General features: G+C 37.5%; 24 protein-coding genes and 1 rRNA gene. 18 read left to right on the top strand and 7 right to left on the bottom strand.

Annotated elements, in window-relative coordinates:
- Window positions 1-116 precede the first annotated feature (116 nt).
- Window positions 117-228: ribosomal RNA gene (gene rrf / locus ACFSKV_RS08430) — 5S ribosomal RNA — on the top strand.
- A 152-nt stretch (window positions 229-380) separates the two neighbouring features.
- On the opposite strand, the gene ACFSKV_RS08425 is transcribed toward rrf, so the two are convergent.
- Complete coding sequence (locus ACFSKV_RS08425) at window positions 381-2,651, bottom strand: helix-turn-helix domain-containing protein (protein WP_380801517.1); 2,271 nt, start codon at window positions 2,649-2,651, stop codon at window positions 381-383.
- 129 nt (window positions 2,652-2,780) lie between these two features.
- Between ACFSKV_RS08425 and ACFSKV_RS08420 the strand changes: the two genes are divergently transcribed.
- The 5 genes from ACFSKV_RS08420 (at window position 2,781) to ACFSKV_RS08400 (ending at window position 7,098) form a co-directional block, all read left to right on the top strand.
- Window positions 2,781-3,485 (top strand): SDR family oxidoreductase, encoded by a 705-nt coding sequence (locus tag ACFSKV_RS08420; RefSeq protein WP_380801516.1) that lies wholly within the window; start codon window positions 2,781-2,783, stop codon window positions 3,483-3,485.
- A gap of 5 nt (window positions 3,486-3,490) precedes the next feature.
- A complete protein-coding gene (ispG, locus tag ACFSKV_RS08415; protein ID WP_380801515.1) occupies window positions 3,491-5,467 on the top strand; it encodes a (E)-4-hydroxy-3-methylbut-2-enyl-diphosphate synthase in 1,977 nt (658 codons plus the stop codon).
- A gap of 72 nt (window positions 5,468-5,539) precedes the next feature.
- Window positions 5,540-5,731: a DUF6728 family protein gene (locus ACFSKV_RS08410; protein ID WP_380801514.1), complete on the top strand. Its 192-nt coding sequence runs from the start codon at window positions 5,540-5,542 to the stop codon at window positions 5,729-5,731.
- Window positions 5,732-5,782: 51 nt separating this feature from the next.
- Window positions 5,783-6,136 (top strand): MmcQ/YjbR family DNA-binding protein, encoded by a 354-nt coding sequence (locus ACFSKV_RS08405; protein ID WP_380801513.1) that lies wholly within the window; start codon window positions 5,783-5,785, stop codon window positions 6,134-6,136.
- Window positions 6,133-7,098: an ABC transporter ATP-binding protein gene (locus tag ACFSKV_RS08400; protein ID WP_380801512.1), complete on the top strand. Its 966-nt coding sequence runs from the start codon at window positions 6,133-6,135 to the stop codon at window positions 7,096-7,098. Before ACFSKV_RS08405 ends, ACFSKV_RS08400 begins: the two co-directional genes overlap by 4 nt.
- 62 nt (window positions 7,099-7,160) lie before the next feature.
- Here the strand turns inward: ACFSKV_RS08400 and ACFSKV_RS08395 are convergent, their stop codons facing one another.
- The 5 genes from ACFSKV_RS08395 to ACFSKV_RS08375 all read right to left on the bottom strand — a co-directional run bounded on the left by ACFSKV_RS08395 (window position 7,161) and on the right by ACFSKV_RS08375 (window position 12,936).
- Window positions 7,161-7,685, bottom strand: a complete 525-nt coding sequence (locus ACFSKV_RS08395; protein WP_380801511.1) for an FKBP-type peptidyl-prolyl cis-trans isomerase — start codon at window positions 7,683-7,685, stop codon at window positions 7,161-7,163.
- 19 nt (window positions 7,686-7,704) lie between these two features.
- Window positions 7,705-8,022, bottom strand: coding sequence for a hypothetical protein (locus ACFSKV_RS08390; protein ID WP_380801510.1), 318 nt, complete (start codon window positions 8,020-8,022; stop codon window positions 7,705-7,707).
- 55 nt (window positions 8,023-8,077) lie between these two features.
- Window positions 8,078-10,852, bottom strand: coding sequence for a leucine--tRNA ligase (leuS, locus tag ACFSKV_RS08385; protein ID WP_380801509.1), 2,775 nt, complete (start codon window positions 10,850-10,852; stop codon window positions 8,078-8,080).
- Window positions 10,853-11,019: 167 nt separating this feature from the next.
- Window positions 11,020-11,955 (bottom strand): hypothetical protein, encoded by a 936-nt coding sequence (locus ACFSKV_RS08380; protein ID WP_380801508.1) that lies wholly within the window; start codon window positions 11,953-11,955, stop codon window positions 11,020-11,022.
- Between the two features lie 78 nt (window positions 11,956-12,033).
- Window positions 12,034-12,936 (bottom strand): mechanosensitive ion channel family protein, encoded by a 903-nt coding sequence (locus ACFSKV_RS08375; RefSeq protein WP_380801507.1) that lies wholly within the window; start codon window positions 12,934-12,936, stop codon window positions 12,034-12,036.
- Window positions 12,937-13,095: 159 nt separating this feature from the next.
- On the opposite strand from ACFSKV_RS08375, the gene ACFSKV_RS08370 reads away from it, so the two are divergent.
- From ACFSKV_RS08370 to ACFSKV_RS08360, 3 genes are all read left to right on the top strand, one after another.
- Entirely contained in the window at window positions 13,096-14,637 is a 1,542-nt protein-coding gene (locus ACFSKV_RS08370; RefSeq protein WP_380801506.1) for a GNAT family N-acetyltransferase, read from the top strand.
- A gap of 2 nt (window positions 14,638-14,639) precedes the next feature.
- Complete coding sequence (locus tag ACFSKV_RS08365) at window positions 14,640-15,188, top strand: KdsC family phosphatase (RefSeq protein WP_380801505.1); 549 nt, start codon at window positions 14,640-14,642, stop codon at window positions 15,186-15,188.
- 113 nt (window positions 15,189-15,301) lie between these two features.
- Window positions 15,302-16,984 carry a L,D-transpeptidase family protein gene (locus ACFSKV_RS08360; protein WP_380801504.1) on the top strand — a complete coding sequence of 561 codons (1,683 nt, stop codon included), beginning with the start codon at window positions 15,302-15,304 and terminating at the stop codon, window positions 16,982-16,984.
- On the opposite strand, the gene ACFSKV_RS08355 is transcribed toward ACFSKV_RS08360, so the two are convergent.
- Complete coding sequence (locus ACFSKV_RS08355; RefSeq protein WP_380801503.1) at window positions 16,973-17,683, bottom strand: murein L,D-transpeptidase catalytic domain family protein; 711 nt, start codon at window positions 17,681-17,683, stop codon at window positions 16,973-16,975. The genes ACFSKV_RS08360 and ACFSKV_RS08355 overlap by 12 nt on opposite strands.
- Before the next feature lie 319 nt (window positions 17,684-18,002).
- Between ACFSKV_RS08355 and ACFSKV_RS08350 the strand changes: the two genes are divergently transcribed.
- The 9 genes from ACFSKV_RS08350 to guaA all read left to right on the top strand — a co-directional run bounded on the left by ACFSKV_RS08350 (window position 18,003) and on the right by guaA (window position 25,006).
- Window positions 18,003-18,413: a 6-pyruvoyl trahydropterin synthase family protein gene (locus tag ACFSKV_RS08350; protein WP_380801502.1), complete on the top strand. Its 411-nt coding sequence runs from the start codon at window positions 18,003-18,005 to the stop codon at window positions 18,411-18,413.
- The gene (folE, locus tag ACFSKV_RS08345; RefSeq protein ID WP_380801501.1) at window positions 18,373-19,068 is read left to right on the top strand and encodes a GTP cyclohydrolase I FolE; all 696 of its coding nucleotides are present in this window, start codon (window positions 18,373-18,375) and stop codon (window positions 19,066-19,068) included. The genes ACFSKV_RS08350 and folE overlap by 41 nt, the downstream gene beginning before the upstream one ends.
- 115 nt (window positions 19,069-19,183) lie before the next feature.
- On the top strand, window positions 19,184-19,870 hold the full coding sequence (locus tag ACFSKV_RS08340; RefSeq protein WP_380801500.1) for an SDR family NAD(P)-dependent oxidoreductase: 687 nt from the start codon (window positions 19,184-19,186) through the stop codon (window positions 19,868-19,870).
- Between the two features lie 80 nt (window positions 19,871-19,950).
- Window positions 19,951-20,214 (top strand): hypothetical protein, encoded by a 264-nt coding sequence (locus tag ACFSKV_RS08335; RefSeq protein ID WP_380801499.1) that lies wholly within the window; start codon window positions 19,951-19,953, stop codon window positions 20,212-20,214.
- An 18-nt stretch (window positions 20,215-20,232) separates the two neighbouring features.
- A complete protein-coding gene (locus tag ACFSKV_RS08330; RefSeq protein ID WP_380801498.1) occupies window positions 20,233-20,676 on the top strand; it encodes a hypothetical protein in 444 nt (147 codons plus the stop codon).
- Window positions 20,673-21,302: a flavin reductase family protein gene (locus ACFSKV_RS08325; protein WP_380801497.1), complete on the top strand. Its 630-nt coding sequence runs from the start codon at window positions 20,673-20,675 to the stop codon at window positions 21,300-21,302. The genes ACFSKV_RS08330 and ACFSKV_RS08325 overlap by 4 nt, the downstream gene beginning before the upstream one ends.
- Window positions 21,303-21,338: 36 nt before the next feature.
- Complete coding sequence (locus ACFSKV_RS08320) at window positions 21,339-22,355, top strand: ligase-associated DNA damage response exonuclease (RefSeq protein WP_380801496.1); 1,017 nt, start codon at window positions 21,339-21,341, stop codon at window positions 22,353-22,355.
- A gap of 58 nt (window positions 22,356-22,413) precedes the next feature.
- A complete protein-coding gene (locus ACFSKV_RS08315; protein ID WP_380801495.1) occupies window positions 22,414-23,418 on the top strand; it encodes a phosphotriesterase family protein in 1,005 nt (334 codons plus the stop codon).
- Between the two features lie 58 nt (window positions 23,419-23,476).
- Window positions 23,477-25,006: a glutamine-hydrolyzing GMP synthase gene (gene guaA / locus ACFSKV_RS08310; protein ID WP_380801494.1), complete on the top strand. Its 1,530-nt coding sequence runs from the start codon at window positions 23,477-23,479 to the stop codon at window positions 25,004-25,006.
- Window positions 25,007-25,025 lie beyond the last annotated feature (19 nt).

Below are 25,025 nucleotides of genomic sequence, written 5' to 3'. Positions count from 1 at the left end.
ATACAAAAAACAAGAGACAAGAGCCAAGACTCGTGTATCGAAAGAACAAAGATATTAAGAGATTGAAGTGAAACGGGTCTAAAAGTCCCGCATCTCGCATCTAGAAGTCTCAAAGATTAGGCGGCCTAGCGCAGGGGTCCCACCTCTTCCCATCCCGAACAGAGAAGTTAAGCCCTGCAGCGCCGATGGTACTGGGGTTACACCCGGGAGAGTAGGTCGCCGCCACATTATTAAGACCCTCAGGAGATATCCTGGGGGTTTTGTGTTTTAGGGACCAAAGACCAGAGGCGAGATGCGAGAGAATAGATTAGAATCAAGAAAAAAGAGTCATTACGGGAACTCCGGGGAAGGGAATTGGTTTTTTCAAAATTTTGGATCTATTATTCTAGTAACCCCATATGGGCTGCAACCATTTTTAGAGTCCCATAGTCATATTTGTCCGGATATTCCTGTCTTATGACTCCAAAATCTGCATCATGCCTCTTCAAAATCCCCTTAACTTCTTCAATCAAATCCTCAGTGAAGTGATCAAAAATTGAAGCTTTTCCTTCCTGAATTCCTTTGGCTAAGTGTCCTTTGATAGTTGATTCTGCCATATTTCTCAGGGAAGCAATTTGTGCAATACTATTTCCTTCCTCACTTAGTTTATAGGTGATTTCATATGTTTCCCCTTTAGCAAGTTTGATCCTAGGTTCTCCGTCAGCTTTCTTCTTTCTGCCGGTTTTGGTTGTTGCAAACTTTGGATTTTCCTTAGCCTTTAGCTTTGCATTAGCAATCATTTCAATTCTCATTTTGGCGATATCCTTTGAAATGCTTACAATCTTCTCTAAATCAAACCCGTGGAATATACATGGAATGAGAGAAGTAATCTTTTTTATTTCCCCTAGTTTTTTGATAAGTAACAAGTCTATTTCAGACAAACCTTCAATGTATTTTTTGGTTTTTGTAAATCTTTCTACTTCCGCTAAATGGATATATAGCCTTTCTAGGCTGTTTTCAACAAGTTGGCCATAATAGATACTTCCTTTTTCTAATCGCTCTAAAAGTTTTTCTTCTTCCTTTTCCTGTAATAACATTAAAAGTTGCCTTCTGAATTTGAGGGTATTTTCCCTTTCCAATAGGATGCCTTCATATAATTTTGGAATAGTAGTCTGCATTTCAATATCCTCAAATCCCAAACTTGAATCAAAATCCTTTGAAAATGCCGAAATGCCTTGAATTATTTCCTCAAAATCAAATGTAGTTTGTAATAATTTTTCTATATATTTTCTTTGATGAAGGCCTAATAGAATTTCAAGGGAATCCTGATGGAGTTTTTCTGTTGTAAAATTCACTACTTCGTGATCGCTGTAAATTACATTTGGTTGGATCCTGGTTCTTAAAATTAAACCCTCCAATCCTCTCAACCTGCTCAGTGCAACATAAACTTGCCCGGGAGCAAAAGCCTGACCCACATCAATTATTGCTTTATCAAAGGTTAATCCCTGACTCTTATGAACAGTAACTGCCCATGCAAGCTTAACAGGAAATTGCTCAAATGTGCCTATGATATCCTCTTCTAGTTCTTTTGTCTCTTCATTGATGATATACCGTTTGTTTTCCCAGGTTTCTCTTTTAAGGGTATATCGAATTTTTTCCCCTGCCATAAGGACTGAAATTTTCTCCCCTTCAATGCTTTCAACCTTTGCCATTTTGCCATTGAAATATTCACCAAATCCTGAACTGTCATTTTTTATAAACATGATTTGGGCTCCCACCTTTAATTCCAGTGTCTTTGGCAATGGATAAAGATTATCCGGAAAATCTTTTTCAACAATAGCTTCAAAATAATGAGAAGGACTCTTCAGGTTATTGAGCTCTTTTATATTCTGTTCCTCAGCTTTATAATTGTGCGTGGTAATAATGATGGTGTCTTCCAGGTTTTTGATTTCATCGCCAGTCTTGTAATACCTATTCAGGAACTTTACGTCTTCTTCAGTTACCCGATTTTCCCTCAAATTGTTGAGTATTTTGATAAAATTGTCATCCTTTTGACGAAAAATCTTGTCCAGTTCTATATATACCATACCGGATTGTTTTAAAGCATGGGCCTCAAAAAAATGCATACTCTTATAAAATTTACCTAAGACCTCCCATTCATAGTCCTTCACAATTGGGGGTAATTGAAAAAGGTCCCCGATCATCAAAACCTGCACCCCACCAAATGGTTCTTGGAAATTTCGTTTCACACTTCTCATCCGGTAATCAATTGCATCTAGAATATCAGCACGGAGCATGCTGACTTCATCAATGATGAGTAATTCCAACGAATTCAGAACTTTTTTTCTTGCCAAGTTTAAAGTATGTCTTCTCCCCAAAGAATACTGAGTGTAAAAGCTGGCATTTTTCCCATAATTTCCTTCAGGTTCTCTAGTCGGTAAAAAACTCCCTAAGGGAAGTAAAAACTGTGAATGAATGGTCACTCCTTTGGCATGCAAGGCTGCAATTCCAGTTGGAGCCAGTACTACAAATTTTTTGTGTGTTAACTCAGCGAGATTTTTTAGGAATGTTGTTTTCCCTGTTCCTGCTTTTCCTGTTAAAAAAATAGGGCTATTGGTGCTGTTGACAAAATGGGCCGCCAGCTCAAGTCTATCGGTAATTTGTGTTTCCATGGAAATAAAATTATAATAAAAAATTCAGGAGCTCCTCCGATTATCCGTTTAAGTTCAGAAAGTTTTCAAAAAAATGTAACTTTGCTCGCTGAAGATAGTTGTTATACTAACTATTAAAACACTAAGTAAATGTCCAAAAGCATTGTAGTTACAGGAGGAACCAAAGGAATAGGAAGGGCAATCATACAAAAGTTTGCCAAAGAGGGATTTGACGTGTTTACCTGTTCCAGAAATAGCTCCGATTTACAACAGCTGAAAGCTGATTTTGAGCTGGAATTTCCAAATCAGAGAATCTATATTAAGACTGCTGATCTTTCCCAAAAGGAGCAAGTGGATGATTTTGCAAAAATGGTTAAATCTCAGGGAATACCGGATGTGATTATCAATAATACTGGGGTTTTTCTTCCCGGATCCATTCATTTAGAACCTGAAGGAAACTTTGAATTGATGATGCATACCAATCTATTTTCAGCCTACTATCTGACAAGAGCATTTACTTTAGAAATGATTGAAAGAAGATCCGGGCATATATTTTCCATCGGTTCAATTGCAGGTCTGACAGCCTATTCCAATGGTGGAAGTTATGCCATCTCAAAATGGGCAATGCTTGGTTTCACAAAGTGTTTGAGACAAGAACTTAAAGAATTTAATATTAAAGTTACCTCTATATTGCCGGGTGCCACCTTCACAGCGAGTTGGGAGGGAGTGGATATCCCGGTTGAAAGATTTATGAAAGTAGAAGATATTGCTGACTCGGTATGGTCAGCTTATAACCTTTCGCCTTATTCTGTTGTTGAAGAAATAGTTATCAGACCTCAATTAGGAGATTTATAAGCCATATGGAAACCAAAGGATTATTGGAGAAAATCAGGTATTGTAATAGTCTTACCGAATATTCAAGAAGGAAAACCATTCCTGTTAAAGTAGGGGACGTCATCATCGGAGGAGACAATCCTATTGTGGTGCAGTCCATGACAACAGTGGATACCATGGATACCTTGGGTTCTGTGGAACAATGTATCCGGATGATTGAAAGTGGCTGCCAGTTGATCAGAATTACCGCACCAAGTATAAAAGAGGCTGAAAATCTAAAAAATATAAAAGAAGAATTGAGGAAAAAGGGGTATAATACCCCATTGGTGGCAGATATTCATTTTACTCCCAATGCAGCTGAAATAGCCGCGAAAATTGTGGAAAAAGTGCGGATCAACCCTGGTAATTACGCTGATAAAAAGAAATTTGAAGTTATAGAATATACCGATCAAAGCTATCAAGAGGAATTGGAAAGAATCAGGGAGAGATTTCTTCCTTTAGTGAAGATCTGTAAAGAATATGGCACGGCAATGCGGATCGGCACCAATCATGGTTCCCTATCTGACCGTATCATGAGCAGATATGGAGATACCCCACTTGGAATGGTAGAATCAGCCTTGGAATTTTTGCGGATTTGTGAGGATGAAAATTACCATGATATTGTAATTTCCATGAAGTCTTCCAATACCCAGGTGATGGTTCAGGCTTACAGGTTGTTGGTTCAAAAATTGGAAGAAGGTGGTTTTAAGCCTTATCCTTTGCATTTGGGCGTCACAGAAGCAGGTGATGGTGAGGATGGAAGAATAAAATCAGCAGTGGGCATTGGAACTCTTCTAGAAGATGGACTTGGTGATACTGTAAGGGTATCTTTGACTGAAGATCCTGAGTTTGAAGCACCTGTGGCAAAAACTTTGGTTGATAGATACCTTGACCGCTCAGGTCATTCCCATATTGACGAAATAGAACATATCCCTGTTACGCCTTTTGAGTATAATAAAAGGGACTCCATTGAAGTCTTCAATTTTGGTGGAACGAATGTACCAAGAGTAATCGCGGATATATCTGCTATTTCCCAAATCACTGAGAAGGAGATGAAAAATATTGGACATTTTTATCTTCCTGAACTGGATAAATGGAAAATGAACGATCAGGGGGCAGATTATGTGTTTTCAGGTAATAATCCCATTCCATTTATGCTTCCTAATGGGATGAAAGAAATACAGAATTTTAAAATTTGGTTGAAATCAGAAGATCAGGTAAATAAATTTCCAGCTTTTACCTTGGATGAATTAATCTCTTCTGAAAAGCATCATTATGGGCTTAATTTTCTGATTTTATCCGATGTCGAAGTCAAAAGAGCAATTCCATATATAGAAGGTAGAAAAGACCTGGTAATCATCCTGTATAGTGAAAATTCCCATAATATGGCTGCTCTTAGAAGGGCTTTTTTCACACTGATGGAAAATCACAGTTTGATACCTGTCGTTGTAAAAGTTGCATATCCCAAGCAAGATAACGACAAAACCATGCTTTATTCTGCCACTGATGTGGGAGGGCTATTAGTGGATGGATTGGGAGAAGGTATGATGATCAGTCTTGATGCCTATAAAAATGAGAGCAGAGAAATTATTTTGAACCAAATCAAGTTACATAATTCAGTAAGCTTTGGGGTGCTACAAGCTGCTAGAACCAGAATGTCCAAAACTGAATATATTTCCTGCCCTTCCTGTGGAAGAACCCTCTTTGATCTTCAGGAGACAACAGCGATGATAAGGAAAAGAACAGACCACCTTAAAGGTGTTAAAATCGGAATCATGGGCTGTATTGTTAACGGTCCAGGAGAAATGGCAGACGCTGATTTCGGGTATGTGGGTTCAGGAAAAGGTAAAATCACCTTATATAAAGGAAAAGAAGTGGTCAAAAAATCAGTTCCCTCTTCAAAAGCAGTTGACGAATTAATTGAGATCATTAAAAAAGATGGTATGTGGATTGATCCTGAGTGATTGAAAATTACCAATTAACAATTACCAATCATTAATTTCAAAAAAGAGAAAGAATCATAAAAAAACAAACCCATGGGAAACAGTAAAATCAAAGAATTTTTTCAACTGGGTGAAGTAGCAAATTATTTTATCAGAGTTTTTCAAAAACCTGATCCGACTAGGCCTTCCAATTTCAATCTCAGGATGATGCATGGCATCAACAAAATTTCAATCCTGATGTTTTTGGCAGCCATTGTCATTTGGTTCGCCAAGAGACTTCTATGATTTCTTTGAGGGGAGGTTTGTAGTCAGTGAATTGATTGTATATCTTAGGCTATGAACATTTCTTTCTTTCGTGATTATTGTCTGAACAAACCCGGTGCATCCGAAGACACCCCTTTTGATGAAGATACCCTATGTTTTAAGGTTGGAGGTAAGATTTTCGCTATCATAGATATAGTGGATTTTAAAAGTGTCAACCTGAAATGCGATCCAGAGTGGGCAATGGAATTGAGAGAGGAATTTGTAGGAATTATGCCGGGATATCATATGAATAAAAAACACTGGAATACTGTTCTTTTTGATGGATCCGTTTCGGATAAACTGATTTTGAATTTGGTAGATCATTCCTATGATCTGGTTTTAAATAGTATTCCAAAATCTAAAAGAGATAACCTATCCAATTCATGAGCTATCTTCAAATCAATGGCGTTCATAAGACCTACCAAGAGGATCTACCTGTTCTCAAGAATTTTTCCTTAGGTATAGAAAAGGGCCAGATTATTTCCTTGATTGGAGAAAGTGGATCAGGGAAAAGTACTTTGTTAAGAATAATTGCGGGTTTGGAAAACAGGACCCAAGGAGAAGTATTTTTAGACGGTATCCGTATCCAAAATCCCAAAGAAAAATTGGTTCCTGGCATTGATGAGATTCAGTTGGTTTACCAAGAATACCATTTGTATCCCAATTCCACAGTTGAAGAAAATATTTCGAGGCCACTATTACAATACGACAAAATTTATAAGGAGAAAAGAGTAGCAGATTTACTTAAATTGCTTGGGCTTGAACCTTTCAAGGATAAATTACCAAGACAACTTTCAGGAGGGCAACAACAAAAGGTCGCTATAGGTAGGGCATTAAGTTTAGAACCTCAGGTATTACTTTTGGATGAACCATTTTCCAGTTTAGATACGATCCAAAGAAGAGAAATAATTGAGGAGTTGAAGACAATGTTTGAAACCTTAGGGATCACAGTCCTTTTTGTTACCCATGATTTGGATGATGCTTTACAGATGACAGAAAACCTGGTTATTATCCAGAAGGGAAAATTAATTCAAAAAGGTCATCCAGAGCATATTTTTTCGAAACCCAAAAATCTTTATGCTGCAAAGCTCTTCAGTCATTTAAATCCTGTGCAAGGTAAAAACAAAGTTTTTATTCGTCCTTCGGATATTCAATTATATAAAAGTACAGGAATTTTGGGTAAGGTGATTCAGAGACAATATTTGGTTCATTATAATCTTCTAACCGTTCGCTTATCAAATGGGAGCATTTGGAAAGCAGAAGATAAAAAGAGAATATTTGAAGTGGCGGATAAAATTTTTCTGAAATGGGAGGAGGAGAAGGAAATTACCATTTCAAATCCCTATTAACTTTATTTTTCCCAATAAAAAATTAAACCCTTGAGGATTTTTCTTCCTCAAGGGTGATTTTTTTAATGTTGATGACCATGTTCGCCATGAACATGCCCATGATCCAATTCCTCAGGAGTTGCTTCCCTGACTTCAAATATTTCCCCTTCAAAATGAAGGTCAAACCCAACCAAGGGATGATTGAAATCCAAAAGAACCTCCTCACCCAAATCTTTTAGTACTTTAGCTTGCATTGGATACCCATTTTCATCAATCAATGGCAAGAAATTTCCTTCGTCCAACATACCGGGTTCAAATCCATTTTCTTTGGTAAATTGATTTTTTGGTAAAGCCATGATCAGCTCGTCATCTGCTTCACCATAGGCTTCTTCCGCTTTAATAATAAAGCCAAATGTGTCTTTTTCCTTTTTTCCAATCAACATTTCTTCAAATTTTTCAGGAAGGCCACTTTGACCGAATATAAAATAGAACGGGTCTTCTTCATCTCTGATTTCAACACTAAAAGGAACGGATTCGATTTCTCCTTCTTCTTTGCTTACTTTCAATTCATAGGTCAGGCCTACTACTGTGTTATTTGATATTTCCATGAGGTCAAAGGTAGAAAGATTATTTAATTGCCCCATTGATCATTACAGCCAAAATGCAAAGCATACTCATAACAAAGCAAAAAAACACTGCTTTCCACATTTTTTTGAGTGTAAAGAAAATGGATAGAGAAAATATCAATGAAAATGCGATGGCAAATACGAGTAGAACCCTCAGGTAAAGTTCTTCGGTGGAGTGAAAATAAGGAGCTTCCGGTTTTTCAGGTAAGAGTACCGCTGAACTATTCAGCCATTTGATTTGAATCCATTCCTTCCAATAGGAGTAAGAGAATATCCCTGAGGAGAAAATGGCGGCCAAGGAGAAGTAAAGGCGATTCATAGGAAACTTAAAAAAATCCGGGGGAAGACTCTAATCCTAAACCCCGGATTCTCTATTAGATGACTATATTTACAATTTTACCTGGTACCACAATTACTTTCTTTGGTGGTTTTCCTTCTGTCCATTTTTGTACTGTTGGATCTGAAAGGGCTGCCTTTTCCACATCTTCTTTACTAAGTGAAAGTGGAAGGGGTAATTTAGCTCTCAATTTCCCATTGATAGATACCGGATATTCATGGCTGTTTTCCACCAAAAATTCTTCCTTGAATTCTGGGAATTCGGCAAATATGATAGATTGAGGATGACCTAATTTAGCCCACAATTCCTCAGCGATGTGTGGGGCGTATGGCGAAACAATTATGGCCAAGCTTTCAAGAATCTCTCTCTTATTGCACTTTAATGCAGTCAATTCATTGACACAGATCATGAAAGAGGCCACAGAGGTATTGAAGGAATAGTTCTCCAGATCTTCCTGTGTCTTTTTGATGGTTTTGTGAAGAATCTTCAATTCTTCCTGACTTGGTTTTTCATCTGAAATGCTGAAATTTCCTTGATTGTCATGATAAAGTTTCCATAATTTTTTAAGGAATTTGGACACTCCGTCGATACCGTTGGTGTTCCATGGTTTAAACTGTTCCAAAGGTCCAAGGAACATTTCATATAACCTCAGGGTATCTGCACCATATCTTTCGATAATGTCATCCGGGTTGACCACATTGTATTTTGACTTGGACATTTTTTCCACTTCGGCTCCACAGATATACTTGCCATCTTCCAGAATAAATTCTGCATCTTCCAAGTCAGGTCTCCAAGCCTTGAATTTCTCAAGGTTTAACTGGTCGTTATGGACAATGTTGACGTCAACATGCATTTCCGACGTATCATATTGGTTTTTTAACCCATAGCTTACGAAGGTATTGGTTCCTTTTAATCTATACACAAAATTTGACCTTCCCTGTATCATCCCCTGATTGATCATTTTTTGGAAAGGTTCTTCAATACTCACCACTCCGATGTCATAAAGAAATTTTGTCCAAAACCGGGAGTATAGTAGGTGTCCGGTAGCATGTTCTGCGCCTCCGATATATAAATCTACTGCACCCCAGTATTTTTCAATTTCTGGTTCAACCAATCTTTCTTCATTTTTGGGATCCATATACCGGAAAAAATACCAGCTTGAACCTGCCCAACCGGGCATGGTACTTTTTTCAAGCGGAAACTCACCTTCTTCTGTTTTATAAATCCAGTTGGAAGCCCTTCCCAAAGGAGGTTCCCCATCTTCTGTGGGTAAGTATTTATCCACCTCAGGCAATACCAAAGGCAAGTCCTTTTCTTTGATCAAATAGGGCAGACCTTCCTTGAAGTAAACCGGTAGAGGTTCTCCCCAGTATCTTTGTCGCGTGAAAATAGCGTCCCGCATACGGTATTGGATTTTTCCTTTACCGATTTTCTTTTCTTCCAGGAATGAAATGGCTTTTTCCATGGCATCTTTCATCTCTAATTCTGAAATGAATCCCGAATTGATGATGGTTCCTCCTTTTCCGGGGAAGGATCCATTTTCCATACTTCCTTCTATGACCTGTCTTATTTCCAGTCCAAAATGTCTGGCAAAATTATAGTCCCTTTCATCATGGGCAGGAACTGCCATGACTGCACCTGTTCCATATCCTGCAAGGACATAATCTGCAATCCAAATCTGGATTTCTTCCCCATTAAAAGGGTTGATGGCATAGGACCCTGTGAAGGCTCCCGAAATAGTTTTAACATCTGACATTCGATCTCTCTCAGACCTGTTTTTGGCGACTTCAACATAGGCCAGAGCAGTTTCTTTTTGGTCTTCAGTAATCAGATCATGAACATAATCATGTTCCGGAGCCAATGCCAAATAAGTAACCCCGTAAATTGTATCTATCCGTGTAGTGAATACCTTAATCTGTTTGTCCTGTCCCTTAACCTGAAAAACCATTTCTGCACCAATGGACTTTCCGATCCAGTTACGCTGCATTTCTTTTATGGGCTCAGACCATTCCACTTGCTCAAGGCCGTTGAGCAGACGCTCTGCATAAGCGGTGATCCTCATGCTCCACTGCATCATTTTTTTCCTTTCAACAGGATGGCCACCTCTTTCTGAGAAACCGTCTTTGACCTCATCATTGGATAAAACGGTCCCTAATGCAGGGCACCAATTGACGGTAGTTTCAGCTAAAAATGTCAACCTATATTTTAAAAGAATTTCCTGTTGCTCTTTTTCGGAATAATTTTTCCAGTCTAAGGAAGTGAAAAATGGGACGTCTTCATCACAAACGGCATTAACACCAATATTTCCATTGCTTTCGAATTTCCCGATCAAAGAGGCAATGCTTTTTGCTTTATTTTCATCTTTATCATAGTAGCTGTTAAAAAGTTGCATGAAAATCCATTGGGTCCAACGATAGTAAGCAGGATCAGAAGTCCTCACCTCTTTATCCCAATCGAAAGCAAAACCAATGTTTTTTAACTGTTCTGTATATCTCTTTATATTTTGTTCAGTTGTAATGGCGGGATGTTGACCGGTTTGGATGGCATATTGCTCAGCGGGAAGTCCAAAAGAGTCATATCCCATTGGATGTAATACATTAAAACCTTTTAACCTTTTAAATCTGGTGATAATATCAGAGGCTATATATCCCAAGGGATGACCTACATGAAGACCTGATCCAGAAGGGTAAGGAAACATGTCCAATGAGTAGAATTTAGATTTTTTAGTATCAGCTTTAGCATTGAAAACCTGGTTTTTTTCCCAGTATGCCTGCCACTTTTTTTCTATTTCCTGAAAATTATAATCAGCCATTATTGAATAATTGCGTTGTATTTAGAGAATTGCTTGCAAAAATAGAAAAATTAACGGGAATCGGCTGATAAAAAAGTACTAAGCTTAATCCAGGTAGTTAAAGCTTAAGTTTTCGGAATGGAATGTAGGAGTGAATGGATCCGACGTTTGGGTTGAATTTCTTTTAATTACCAGAATCTATATCTTTTTTCTTTTAATCGGTTTCTCAAAATCCAGTTGTCCCAGATATCCTGAGACAAATAAAGTTCGACACCTATGTTTAAAGTGAGGTAACCGTCAAATCTTTCATCCAAACCGGATCCTCTTCTTACCCTTCCTCCGTTTCTTAAGATTTTATCAACATCCGGTTCTCCGTTTTCTCTATAAAAATCAAGATTTCTTATGGCTAATCTCAGCCTGTCCGGATTTGGTCCTTCTCCATTTGTGCCATAATCTTTAACAAGATCCTGGTAAAACTCACTCACATTATAAGCACTGATATCATCCATATAATCAGTTAATGTCCATCGGTAATTGAGTTCCAGGATAAAGTCCATCCACACATTTGCCTTGTACTTCATACCTATACCGGTTGGAAAGACGATAATATATTTTTCGTAGGGATTATTTTCCAATTGTAAGGGACGAAGGGCTACCCACTCACCTCTCAACTCTGCTTTTGGTTCGTTGGAAGAAACGCCAACTCCTGCAAAACCATAAAAATTTAAAAAATGTCTGGTGATATTGTATTGTCTTACCGGTTTGAGATAGAATTCCCCTATGGCGGATACTTCCCAGTTTCTCGCCATAAAATGAAGATTTCTTGGTTCCCTGTTACTTCTTGGATCTGCTGGGGGATCTTGTCCTGAAATCTGATAATAAGTGCCCTCAACTCTAGCTTTTATGTATGTTCCCAAAACCCTTCTTACTGCAAAATTTACGTTCCAATCAGGTTGAATTCCTTCATCATACTTCCATAAAGAATAAAGCTCGCCAAAATACTGTGTAGGGCCAATAGACGCTGAGAGGGACCAAGGCGCCTCAAACCTGTACCTGTAGAAGCTTTGTGAAGCCAAAAGGTGGGTTATCATTAAAAAAAACATTGACAAAATTAACCGCTTCATTTCCCTCTATACAAAAAGCATTTTTATAAATACGTCGAATTTTTTGTAAACTAGCTCGGTAAATAAATAAAAAAAACCTTAAATATTCAATTTTTCTTCACTGCTTTTTAGGTGAATATCTCTTTGAGGAAAAGGAATTTCTATGCTTTCTTCTTTAAATTTCCTAAAGATCTCATAATACAGTTGACTTTTTAAAACCTTAGGCTTGTTGACATATTCAGAAGTCCAAACCCTTACATTGAAATTTAAACTGCTATCTCCGAAGTCTTCAAATAATATATCAGGCTCTGGATTTTTCAATACGTTTGGATTATTTAGTGCCACTTCCATTAATACTGATTTCACTTTTTCCGGATTCTCTTTGTAAGATACGCCTACTGGGAAATTGAATCTTACTTTGTGTTCATTATGTGACCAATTAATTACCTGTCCATCAATGAATTGGGAGTTGGGAATAATAACTGAAATATTATCATTGGTGACCACAGTTGTTGATCTTGCTGAAATTTTGATAACATCACCCGTGATTTCCCCAACTTCAATTCTGTCCCCGATTTTTATGGGTTGTTCAAATAGAATAATCAAACCGCTGATAAAATTATTGGTGATATTCTGTAATCCGAAACCTATACCTACCCCTAAAGCACCTGCAAGAATTCCAAATGCGCTTAAATCAATCCCATTGGTCTGGAGAATGGAAAATAGACCTGCGATGATTAAGACATATTTTACTATAGCCCCTACAGATTGTCTGGTTCCCTTTTCCAGGTGGTACCTTTTTAAGAGTTTGTTTACCAGTAATTTATTTATCCATTCAGAAATAAAAAACAATAAAAATACAGAAATGATCAAGGTTATCAGAAGCCCTATGGTTAGGCTTGATTCCCCTATTGAAAATAACCTGATATTTAATAGATCATTGATAAACTCAAATAAATCCCCAATTTTATTCTTTTTGAATTCCATAATTTTATCAACCATAGCGAATAGAATTTACTCTTTGAGCATTAATTTACAGTATTAGTATTATTAAAATGGCTTTGGACGAAAAATTGTTTGGTTTAGAGTATTTAGATTTGTTTTTTCTGTCAGATCTATGGTATCTAAAATAAATGATTGAATTTTAGTTAATTTTGTCTTATGAGTAAGCATAAGGAAGAATTAGAACATCGGTTAAAATTAAGGAATATCAAATTGTCCGACTATGATGACATTAGAGAAATCATGGTCAGTATTTATAGGGATCAAGGAGGGGCTTGGACCAAACAGGAGCTTAAAAACCAGTTGAAGGCATTTCCAGAAGGGCAGATTTGTATCGAGGATAATGGAAAGGTAGTAGCAGCAGCTTTAAGTCTGATTGTTGATTATAGTAAATTTGGAGATAACCATACCTATGATCAGATCACAGGATACGGAAAGTTTGACACCCATGATGATGAAGGGGATACACTATATGGGACGGATGTATTTGTCCATAAGGACTACAGAGGAATGCGTCTTGGCAGAAGGCTTTATGATGCCAGGAAAGAGCTATGCGAAAATCTCAATTTGAGGTCTATTATTGCCGGGGGGAGGATACCTGGGTATTCGAAGTTTTATGATCAAATGACACCCAGAAAATATATTGACCTGGTAAAAAGCAAAGAAATTTTTGATCCTGTCCTTTCTTTTCAATTGGCGAATGAATTTCACGTCCGAAAAGTAATCACCAAATATTTGCCGGAAGATACAGATTCCAGGGCTTATGCTACCTTGCTGGAATGGATCAATATCTATTATGAAAAAGATGAAAAGCTCATTGGCAATAAAAAGTCCATTGTCCGTTTGGGCTTGGTACAGTGGAAGATGCGCCGATTCAACTCTGTGGATGATTTGATGCAACAGGTAGAATTTTTTGTCGATACGGTATCAGGATACAAGTCGGATTTTTGTTTACTTCCAGAGTTTTTCAATGCCCCACTTTTGGCTGAATTTAATGATATGGATGCATCAGAAGCCATTAGAAATCTTGCGGATTATACAGATGAGATCATTACAAGAATGAGTGATTTGGCACTTTCCTACAATGTAAATATCATTGCCGGGAGTATGCCTGAATATGATGGGAAAAAATTGAGGAATGTGAGCTATCTATGTAGGAGAGATGGAACTACAGATAAACAATATAAATTGCATATTACTCCCGATGAGGCTTCTTACTGGGGCTTACAGGGAGGGAATGGTATTAGGGTTTTTGATACAGATGCTGGAAAAATAGGTATTTTGATCTGTTATGATGTAGAATTTCCGGAATTGGGCAGAATTTTGGCGGAACAGGAAATGGACATTTTGTTTGTGCCTTTTTGGACAGACACTAAAAATGCCTTTCTGAGGGTAAATATTTGTGCCAAAGCCAGAGCCATAGAAAATGAATGTTATGTGGCCATCACGGGTTCTGTTGGCAATTTGCCCAGGGTGGAGAATATGGATATACAATTTTCACAATCTGCCATATATTCTCCGTCTGATTTTTCATTCCCACATGATGCGACAGTGGCCCAGGCATCTGAAAATGCCGAAACTACCATTGTAGCCGATGTGGATCTGGATTTATTGACAAAGCAAAGAAAAGCTGGGAGTGTTCGTAACCTTGAACAAAGAAGGCTAGACCTCTACTCAATTCATTGGAAGAAAAAGAAATAAACATGCCCAAATATTTTCCTGAACTAAGTGAAGCATTAGTAAAAAAAGCGGAACAAATTAAATTAATTATTACCGATGTTGATGGTGTGTTAACAGATGGAGGGATTATTTATGATGACAATGGACTTGAATATAAAAGATTCAATGTTAAAGATGGATTTATCATTGGCCATTTGAAGAAAAGTGGGATTTTGGTAGGAGCGCTTACTGCCAGAAATTCCAAAGTTGTGGAGTATAGGTGTGAGGAACTGAATTTTGATTTCCATTATCATGGAGTGAAGGATAAATTGAAAAAACTGGATGAAATTCTGGATGTTTTGGAAATTGATGCCTCTGAGGTTGCCTATATAGGAGATGATTTAATTGACATACCCTTGATGAAAAAAGTTGGTTTTTCCGCCAGTCCATCTGATGCCATACCCTATGTAAGCAACCAGGTAGATTTTGTTTCGAGGTATAGTGGAGGTCAGGGAGCCTTCAGGGAAATTTCGGATTTGATTCTTGACTCCAAAGGTTTATTGACTTCCATAATTGAAAAATATGTGCAGTAATTAGGTATATCAATAAAGAAAAGCAATCTTTTAGTTTTTGATTTCTGTTTTTATTGACTGGATCTATCTTTGACCTTAATTTTTCGTATAAATAATATAAATGAATAAAAACCATGAAAAATCTTTTTTTGGGTTTATTAATAGTCCTGGTAAGTTTTACCGTTTTAGGGCAGAACCTTCAGGATGAAAATGGTATGGATTTCCTCATTAGAAATCAACTTGAAGATGATGATCCAAATGAGAGAAAAACGGTGGGAGGAACACTACTTTTCAGCTCAATTATAATTCAAAAATTTTATCAGGAAAGGAATTTTCATCCAGCTTGGGTTATAGAAAAAAAAATAACTGAACGGGCTTATGAAATGAGGTATGAGATACAGCAAGCCAAGTTTGATGGACTAAATCCTGATGATTATCACCTAAATATTATCAATCAATATTTTGAAAAAGTAGAGGAAGATGCCAATGCTTTGACAAATTTTGATTTGGCTACCCTGGATTTATTGTTGACGGATGCTTATATCATGCTTTCTTCCCATTTGTATTTGGGCAAAGTAAATCCTGAAAATTTAAAGACTGCCTGGAATATTCAAAGATCGGCGCCGGAATTAAAGATTGATGAAAGGTTGGAAGATGCATTACAGGAAGAAAGCATAAGAAAGAGTTTGGAGGGCCTTTATCCGTCTTTTACAATTTATAAGAAAATGAGGGATGGCTTGAGAGAATTGTTCACTTTCTATGAAAAGGATCTCAACAATTCGGGATTAAGTTGGAAAGCGTTAAAATTAGATAAATCCATTAAACAGCAGGAAGTTCATAACCTAATACCCGAAATCAGAAAAAGACTGATTTTCTGGGATTTTCTGGAGCCTTATAATTTTGAAAATGAGAAGCTGTATGACTCCATCATGGAAGTAGGAGTTAAAAAAATCCAATTTAGACATGGTATGGTTCCTGACGGGGTAATTGGTCAAGGAACAGTCTTTGCATTAAACCAAAGTCCGGAAAACCTCATCAAGACAGCCTCTGTTAACCTTGAAAGATTACGATGGTTGCCGGATAAAATCAAAGATCTTGAATTGATATTGGTAAATACCGCAAATTTTCAATTGGATTATATTCAAAGAAGGGATACCCTTCTGAGTTCAAAAGTAATTGTTGGAAAGAGCTATCACTCCACCCCTCAATTTAATGCGGAAATGTCTTACATTGTTTTTAGTCCGACTTGGACTGTCCCCAATTCTATCACAAGAAACGAGATTATTCCATCCGTCAAAAAGAATTCCAATTATCTTGCAAGGAATAACATGAAAGTTTTGACAGCAAGTGGTTCAGAGGTTCCAGCCTCTTCAATAGATTGGGCTAAAGTGAATCCCAGAACATTTCCCTATATTATCCGTCAGGAACCAGGGGAAAACAATTCTTTGGGACTGGTTAAATTCATGTTTCCTAATAAACACAGTGTTTATATCCATGATACTCCAGCCAGAAGTCTTTTTGATAGAGAAGATAGGGCTTTGAGTCATGGTTGTATCCGTATTCAAAAACCATTTGAATTGGCTAAATTGCTTCTTTCTTTTGATCCTAGCTGGACAGATGATAAAATCAGAGAGGCCATGCATCTCCCAAAAGAAAAGATTGTCATGCTAGATAGAAAAATCCCTGTTGTTGTCTTTTATCTAACCTATTGGGCAAACAGCAAAGGGGATTATTTTTTCAGGAGGGATTTATATTCACGTGATAATGAAATCTACTCCTCTTTGAGAGAAAGTAGATTCCAAAGGTCAGGCGTTTAATAAGGCTGATTTGGTGAGATAATCTTCGTCTTGACCATAGATAAACAATAATGAATTTTCTTTGATCAGGTTGATGATATCACCGGCAATTTCCTCAGGAAGAGCTGGGCAACCTAAACTTCTTCCTAAACGGCCTGTTTGTTTAATGAAGCTTTCATTGGCATAATTTGCGCCATGAATGACTATCGCTCTTTCTCTGGCTTTATCATTGAAGCCTTTTTCCAAACCATCCAACCTTAAAGAATAGCCATGTTTCCCTTGGTAAGTTTCTCCTGTTAAGTAAAATCCCAAACTGCTCATATAGGACGAACTTACATTTGAAAACTTCTTAGCCATAAGATCACCAGAGTTTCTTCCATGGGAAACATACCCGAAATGAAGGATTTCCCCATTATTCATATCGATGATCCACATGCGTTTTTCAGAAGAGGGGAGTGTGAAATCAATGACCGTCAAAGGTTTGCCTTCAGGAAATTTTCCCTCAGATTTAAGTTTTAAATATCCTTTGATACCGTAAGTCAATACATCGCTTTGGGGAAGCGCTACTGCAGCATTGGAGCTATGGGTACTAACCATTTCCACGAAATGGTCTTCAAGTTTTAATTCCTCCATATCATAATAAGGAGAACTGTTTACGCTATAATTACTTGAAAAGGTACCGCTAAGAATGAGAGTGATAATCAGGGTGATTCTTCGCATTTACAAATAAGGGTGATTATAATTTTACACTAATATGTCAAATGGTTTTTAAACAAAAAAAGTTCCAAGTGTAATTTTTTGTTGATCAACAGTTTTAATAAATAAATATTTGTAAACGTCTTAATAAATTAATGGATTTTTATAGAATTGAAAGATTGGGAACTGTTTAGTTGATAAAATATGTTTAACCTCGGTAATCTTTTCTTTATTTGAAGTATTTTGCATAAATAAAAGACTGATTATCAAATAAATAATTTTTTTGTTTAAAGAAAAAATAAAAAAATTAAACAAAAATAATTAAATTCCTGTTTGTCTAGTAATGAAAGTAGCGGTATACAGAAAAGAACATTTTAATGCTGCCCATAGGTTACATAATCCTGAGTGGTCTGACGAAAAAAACAGAGAGGTATTTGGCAAGTGTAACAACTATCATTACCATGGACACAATTACGAGTTAATTGTTAAACTAGTGGGGGAAATTGATCCCCATACTGGTTATGTATATGACATGAAGCTATTAAGCGATCTCATAAAATCACACGTAACGGATAAATTTGACCATAAAAATTTAAATTTAGATACAGATGAATTTAAAAACCTTAACCCAACTGCGGAAAATATTGCTGTGGTTATTTGGCATATTTTAAGGAAAAAAATAGAAAACAAATACGATTTAACGATTCGATTATATGAAACAGAAAGAAACTTTGTTGAATACGATGGGAATTGATTTCTCAAACAGTATCGACGAGATCGGAGACGAGCATTTAGGCACCTCCGCAGAAACTCCTTTGAGAGAAGATGCCTTTGAAATGGATGATGAACTTAAAATGGAACTTATTGAAAAGCATTTTAGAGAAATCATGCATATCCTAGGTTTGGATTTAACAGACGACAGTCTAAAAGGAACTCCCAGGAGGGTTGCCAAAATGTATGTCAAGGAGATTTTCAGTGGGCTTAATCCTAAAAATATGCCTGACGCCAAACTCTTTGAAAATAAATATAAATACAACGAAATGTTGGTGGAAAAGGACATCACTTTTTACTCGAATTGTGAACACCATTTCGTTCCGATCCATGGCAAAGCCCATGTTGCCTATATATCTAATGGTCATGTAATCGGTCTGTCAAAGATCAATAGGATTGTTCAATATTTCGCCAAGAGGCCTCAAGTACAGGAGCGTTTGACAATGCAGATTGGAAATGCTTTTAAAGAAATCTTAGGAACAGAAGATGTGGCAGTGATCCTTGATGCCCATCATATGTGTGTTTCTTCAAGAGGAATTCAGGATGTCAACAGTTCTACGGTAACCTCTTTTTACAGTGGAAAATTCGAAAAAGACGAAAACACCCGAAAAGAGTTTATGAGTTATATCAATTTATAATTTGAATTTCTAAAACTAAACCAACTTAAAACCGGGCATGGTCCCGGTTTTTTTATTTACAGAAAATTCAAAACATTTTCTTTCCTATTGGATTAAATAAAAAAAGTAAAAATTTATGAAGAATAAGAATGTGGTGATCATTGGAGGCAACTCAGGTATTGGAAAATCTGTCGTTGAACAATTGAATAGCTTGGGGGCAAATATATTTTCTTATTCAAAAAGTGGAAGACTTGGAAAACAGTTGGATGTGACAAGGGATTTTGAAGCCATGGAGGGTCTGCCGGAGATTATAGATGGTGTGGTTTATTGCCCGGGAAGCATCAATCTTAAACCATTCCATCGCTTTTCGCTGGAAGATTTTCGTCAAGATTATGAAGTGAATGTTATGGGGGCTATAAAGGTATTGCAGGCTTGTTTGAAAGGTTTGAAAAAATCCAATTCTGCATCTGTAATCCTATACAGTACTGTTGCAGTAAGTGTTGGGTTAGGTTTTCATTCCTCGATCTCGAGTGCCAAAGGAGCTCTGGAAGGATTAGCTAAATCTTTGGCAGCAGAGTGGGCTCCTTTAAAAATCAGGGTGAATGTTATTGCACCATCATTGACAGATACTCCCTTAGCTTCCGGTTTATTAGGAAATGATGAAAAAAAGGAAGCGTCGAACAAAAGACATCCCCTGGGAAGATATGGTCAACCTGAAGACATTGCATCTTCTACAGTTTTTTTACTTTCTGATCAATCCAGTTGGATGACTGGGCAAGTTTTGCATCTGGATGGAGGACTTTCCTCCATAAAATCAATGTAATCTAAAAATCATTCAAACAATTCGGTTAGAAAAAGTGTAGTATTAACAGGGTATTATCCCTGGGATTAAAGTATAAGATTATGAAAACTCCACCGGAATCGTTTTTGATTTTCAAGGAAGAATTAGAAAAGGCCAGACTGGAGAAAGAAAGGCTCAAAAAAGAATATGAAGCCAAGTTGGCCAATATGAATATAGAATTATCAAGATTGAAAGAACAAATACAGTCTCAACAGGAGTTGATAAAATCTACCTTGGAATATGCCATCAGGCTGGAAGAAAATTTAGGGAACTTTAAAGCTGAAGTTACCAATGGTAATAATTTAAAAAACCGGTCATTTCATTAAACTCACTCGTACAGCATCATGAATACCACCATCAATATTATTGAAGATTACAATTTCAAACTGGAGTTTGAAATTCGGTATGCAAAGGTTTATGCTAATTCTGATAAAGGGATTTTAATTTGTGAACTATTGACAGATTACATACCGATTGATGATTTTATAAGCACTTTTAATCAAATCAGTGAAATTGTTGAAGCAGGTAAATTTGAGAAATTCATTTTTGATAAAAGGTCATTAAGAGCATTTCATCAACCGAGTATGGAGTGGTATTTCCTCAATTGGAAAAATAAAATGTTGGATCTAGGGCTGAGGAAGCACAGAAAAATCCTTCCTGAGGAGAAATGGTTTGAGAAAATGGTCATGATCGCAAAAGAACAGATCGTTAAAAACAATCCGGATAATATTATCCATTTGCTTGATATTAAATATTGTGACTCTATCGAAGAAGCTATATTGACATGATGAAGTTTTTTGATAAGTCTTCCATCTTGAAAGCAGAATCATTTTTTCGAAGAGACTTGGTCAATTCCATTTCTGGATATAAAAGTCTCAATCTTATAGGAACTCAGGACAGGGATGGTAGGACCAACCTTTCCCCCTTTTCCCAGGTATTCCATATCGGAGCCACTCCTCCTTTGGTTGGGGTTTTATTCCGACCGAATACCGTTGCGAGACATACACTTGAAAATATCCTGAACACTGGATATTTCACATTGAATCATGTGACAGAAGAATTTTTTAAACAAGCGCATCAAACTGCAGCCAGATATGAGGAGTCTGAATTTGAAGCCACTGGGATTGAAAAAGTGTATAATGAAGGGTTTTTTGCCCCATTTGTAGCAAAAAGCCCAGTACAGGTTGGGTGTAAATTAGTAGAATACCAAACCCTTCAAGTCAATGGAACCGTTTTGGTGATTGCCTCTATAGAATTACTTTGTGTAGATGAAAAAGGCTTGAGAGCTGATGGTTCTTTAGATCTCAATAAATTAGGTACAGTAACTGTTTCTGGTCTGGATGAGTATCATTTGGGGAAAAAATTAGCTAGATTGAGTTATCCTAAACCAGGAAAAGAATTAGAGGAAATCTGAAGGCTTATTTTCCATACAAAATCATAAAAAAGAGATTTGCCTAGCTCCAATATTTTAGAACTCACCGATTTTGGGCTTTACTGTCCTTTAGCCGACTTATTTATTGATCCCTGGAGACCGGTGGATAAGGCAATCATCACCCATGCCCATTCAGACCATGCACGGTGGGGAATGAAAAAGTATCTTGCCCACCATGATTCAGAGGAAATAATGAAGTTGAGACTAGGAAGTGATATTTCATTGCAGACTATTGGATACAATCAATGGATAGAAATTAACGGAGTAAGAATTTCTTTGCACCCTGCAGGTCATATTCCTGGTTCATCGCAAATCAGATTGGAACATAAAGGTAAAATTGTGGTAGTAAGCGGAGACTATAAAGTGGAGGATGATGGCTTATCCCAACCTTTTGAACCTGTCAAATGCCATGAATTTATCTCAGAATGTACTTTTGGATTACCCATCTATAAATGGAGGCCCCAAAAGGAAATATTTGCAGAGATTAATAACTGGTGGCAAAAAAATGCTTCCCAAGGAAGGAATTCTTTACTTTTTGCTTATTCCTTAGGAAAGGCCCAAAGAATCATCATGCATCTGGACCATTCCATTGGGCCGGTTTATGCCCATGGAGCCATCTGGAATACAAACCAAGCATTGATTTCAAACAAAGTTCCAGTAATAGATATCCCTAAAGTTCCCCAAAACTTTTCTAAAAATAAAGATTCAGGCAGTTTGATCATTGCTCCTCCATCAGCTATGGGTTCAGCTTGGGTTAAGAAATTCTCACCTTACCGAACGGGTATTTGTTCAGGGTGGATGAATGTAAGAGGGACCCGAAGGAGAAGAGCAGCTGACATAGGTTTTGTTTTGTCCGATCACGCTGATTGGGAAGGCTTGATTTCAGCGATCAAAGCTACAGGGGCTGAAAAAGTATTTTTGACACATGGAAATAAAGCGGTGTTTGGAAGATATCTGGAAGAAGTGGAGAAAATACATGCAGTGGAACTTGAGACCCTTTTTGAAGGGGAGAACGGTGACCTCGGTGATAACTGAAAATGATTCGCTTCGGTTGATTAATTTTTTTTAATTTTAAAGGAAAAGAATTTGGGTTATGTTCAATTATCTCTATTTAACACTTATATTCTTAGTATCCATTTCTTCATGTACCAGCAAAAATGAAGATACAGCCTATTCCATGACAGTTCAGGGGAAGGTCAATCCTGAACAATTGGGTTTAACCTTAATCCATGAACATATTTTGGTGGATTTCATTGGAGCTGATTCAACTGGATACCACCGATGGGATAAAGACTCGGTAATCCAAAGAGTATTGCCTTTTTTGGAGGATGTCAAATCCAAAGGAGTCAATACAATAGTGGAATGCACTCCTTCTTACTTGGGGAAAGATCCAATTTTATTGAAAAAGCTTAGTGAGTTAACAGGGATTCAGTTTATTACAAATACCGGTTATTATGGTGCGGTTGGTGGCAAATACCTGCCCGAGCATGCATATACTGAATCCCCGAGGGAGTTGGCAGAAAGATGGATTGATGAATTTCGCCATGGAATTGAAGGAACTGGAGTTTACCCGGGCTTTATTAAGATTTCTGTAAATGAAGGTTCAGAGCTTTTACCTATAGATAAAAAATTGGTTCAAGCTGCAGCAATCACCCATAAAGAAACAGGATTGCTTATTGTTTCCCATACCGGCCCATGGGCAACAGCCAAGGCTGAGATAGATGTATTGTTGCAAGAAGGAGTTGACCCTTCAAACTTTGTCTGGGTACATGCCCAAAATGAGAAAGACTTCAACAATTATATCAAAGCAGCGGAATATGGGACATGGATTAGTTTGGATGGAGTTGTTTGGGATGTGGAAGGGCATTTGAAAAGGGTGGTCTTTGCAAAGGAAAATAATCTTTTAGGAAATGTTCTATTGTCCCATGATGCAGGATGGTATAGTCCCGGTGAGCCTAAGGGTGGGGATTTCAAAGGTTTCAATGCACTTTTTGACGAGCTGATCCCTGCTATGATCAAAGAAGGTTTTACACAAAAGGAATTGGATTTGATCTTGGTGGATAACCCAAAAAAAGCATTCTCGATCAAAGCAAAATAATCTTCTGAATTTTTCTTCAAATCTTTTCTCCTTTTCTTTTGGCTACGTACCTTTGCGCATGGCTGAACAAATATTGATTCTTGATTTTGGTTCCCAGTACACGCAGCTCATCGCCAGAAGAGTGAGGGAACTCAATGTATATTGCGAAATCCACCCATTTAACAAAATCCCTGATATAACCTCTGATATTAAAGGGATTATTTTATCAGGAAGTCCATGCTCGGTTAGGGATGAGGGCTCACCGGATATAGACCTTGATAGCTTACGCGGGAAATTGCCGATTCTGGCAGTTTGCTATGGAGCACAGCTATTGGCTCATAAATATGGGGGGGAAGTATTACCCTCGGAAATCAGAGAATATGGAAGGGCCAATTTAGACCATATTGACTTACATTTTGATTTATTGAAGGAGATGACCCATGGTTCCCAGGTATGGATGTCCCATGGGGACACTATAAAGGAACTTCCTTCTGGTTTTGAAGTAATTGCAAGTACTTCTTCAGTCCGTGTTGCTGCATTCAAGGTGCAAGAAGAAGAAACATATGGCATCCAGTTTCATCCTGAGGTAACCCATTCATTAGAGGGGAAAAACCTTTTAAGGAATTTTGTAGTGGGAATTTGTGGGTGTTCCCAGGACTGGACTTCAGATATGTTTGTGGACACTACTGTTGCAGAATTAAAAGAAAGATTGGGCAATGATAAAGTAGTGATGGGTTTGTCAGGGGGAGTTGATTCTTCTGTGGCAGCTACGTTGATCCATAGAGCAATAGGAGATAACCTGACTTGCGTTTTTGTTGATAATGGTCTTCTCCGGAAAAATGAATTTGAAGAGGTATTGGAATCCTACAAAACCTTAGGATTGAACGTCATTGGAGTGGATGCAAAAGCCAGGTTTTATGATGCTTTGGCAGGTGTAAGCGACCCAGAGGCCAAAAGGAAGATCATTGGAAGGGTATTTATTGAAGTTTTTGATGATGAAGCCCATAAAATTGAAGGGGTAAAATGGCTTGGACAAGGTACGATTTATCCTGACGTTATAGAATCTGTATCTGTAAAAGGACCTTCAGCAACCATCAAATCCCACCATAATGTGGGAGGTTTGCCCGATTTTATGAAATTATCAGTTGTTGAACCCTTGAATACGCTTTTTAAGGATGAGGTGAGGGAAGTTGGCCGGACCCTAGAGATTCCAGAGGCAATTATTGGAAGGCATCCTTTCCCAGGTCCAGGATTAGCGATCAGGATTTTGGGTGATATTACAGCTGAAAAAGTCAAAACATTACAGGAGGTGGACAGAATCTTTATCCAGGGATTAAAAAACCATGGCTTATATGACCAGGTCTGGCAGGCAGGAGCTATTTTATTGCCTATACAATCAGTAGGAGTCATGGGAGACGAGAGAACTTACGAAAGGGTAGTAGCCTTAAGGGCAGTGGGTTCTGTGGATGGAATGACAGCTGATTGGATCCACTTGCCATATGAATTTCTTGGAAAAATGTCTAATGAAATCATCAATAGGGTAAAAGGTGTTAACCGTGTGGTCTATGATATTTCTTCCAAGCCGCCTGCAACAATAGAATGGGAGTAATAATACAATCCCTACCATT

Source organism: Shivajiella indica (genome assembly GCF_042683085.1).
GTDB classification, from domain to species: Bacteria; Bacteroidota; Bacteroidia; order Cytophagales; family Cyclobacteriaceae; genus Shivajiella; species Shivajiella indica.
This window is presented reverse-complemented; position numbering and strand designations above follow the sequence as displayed.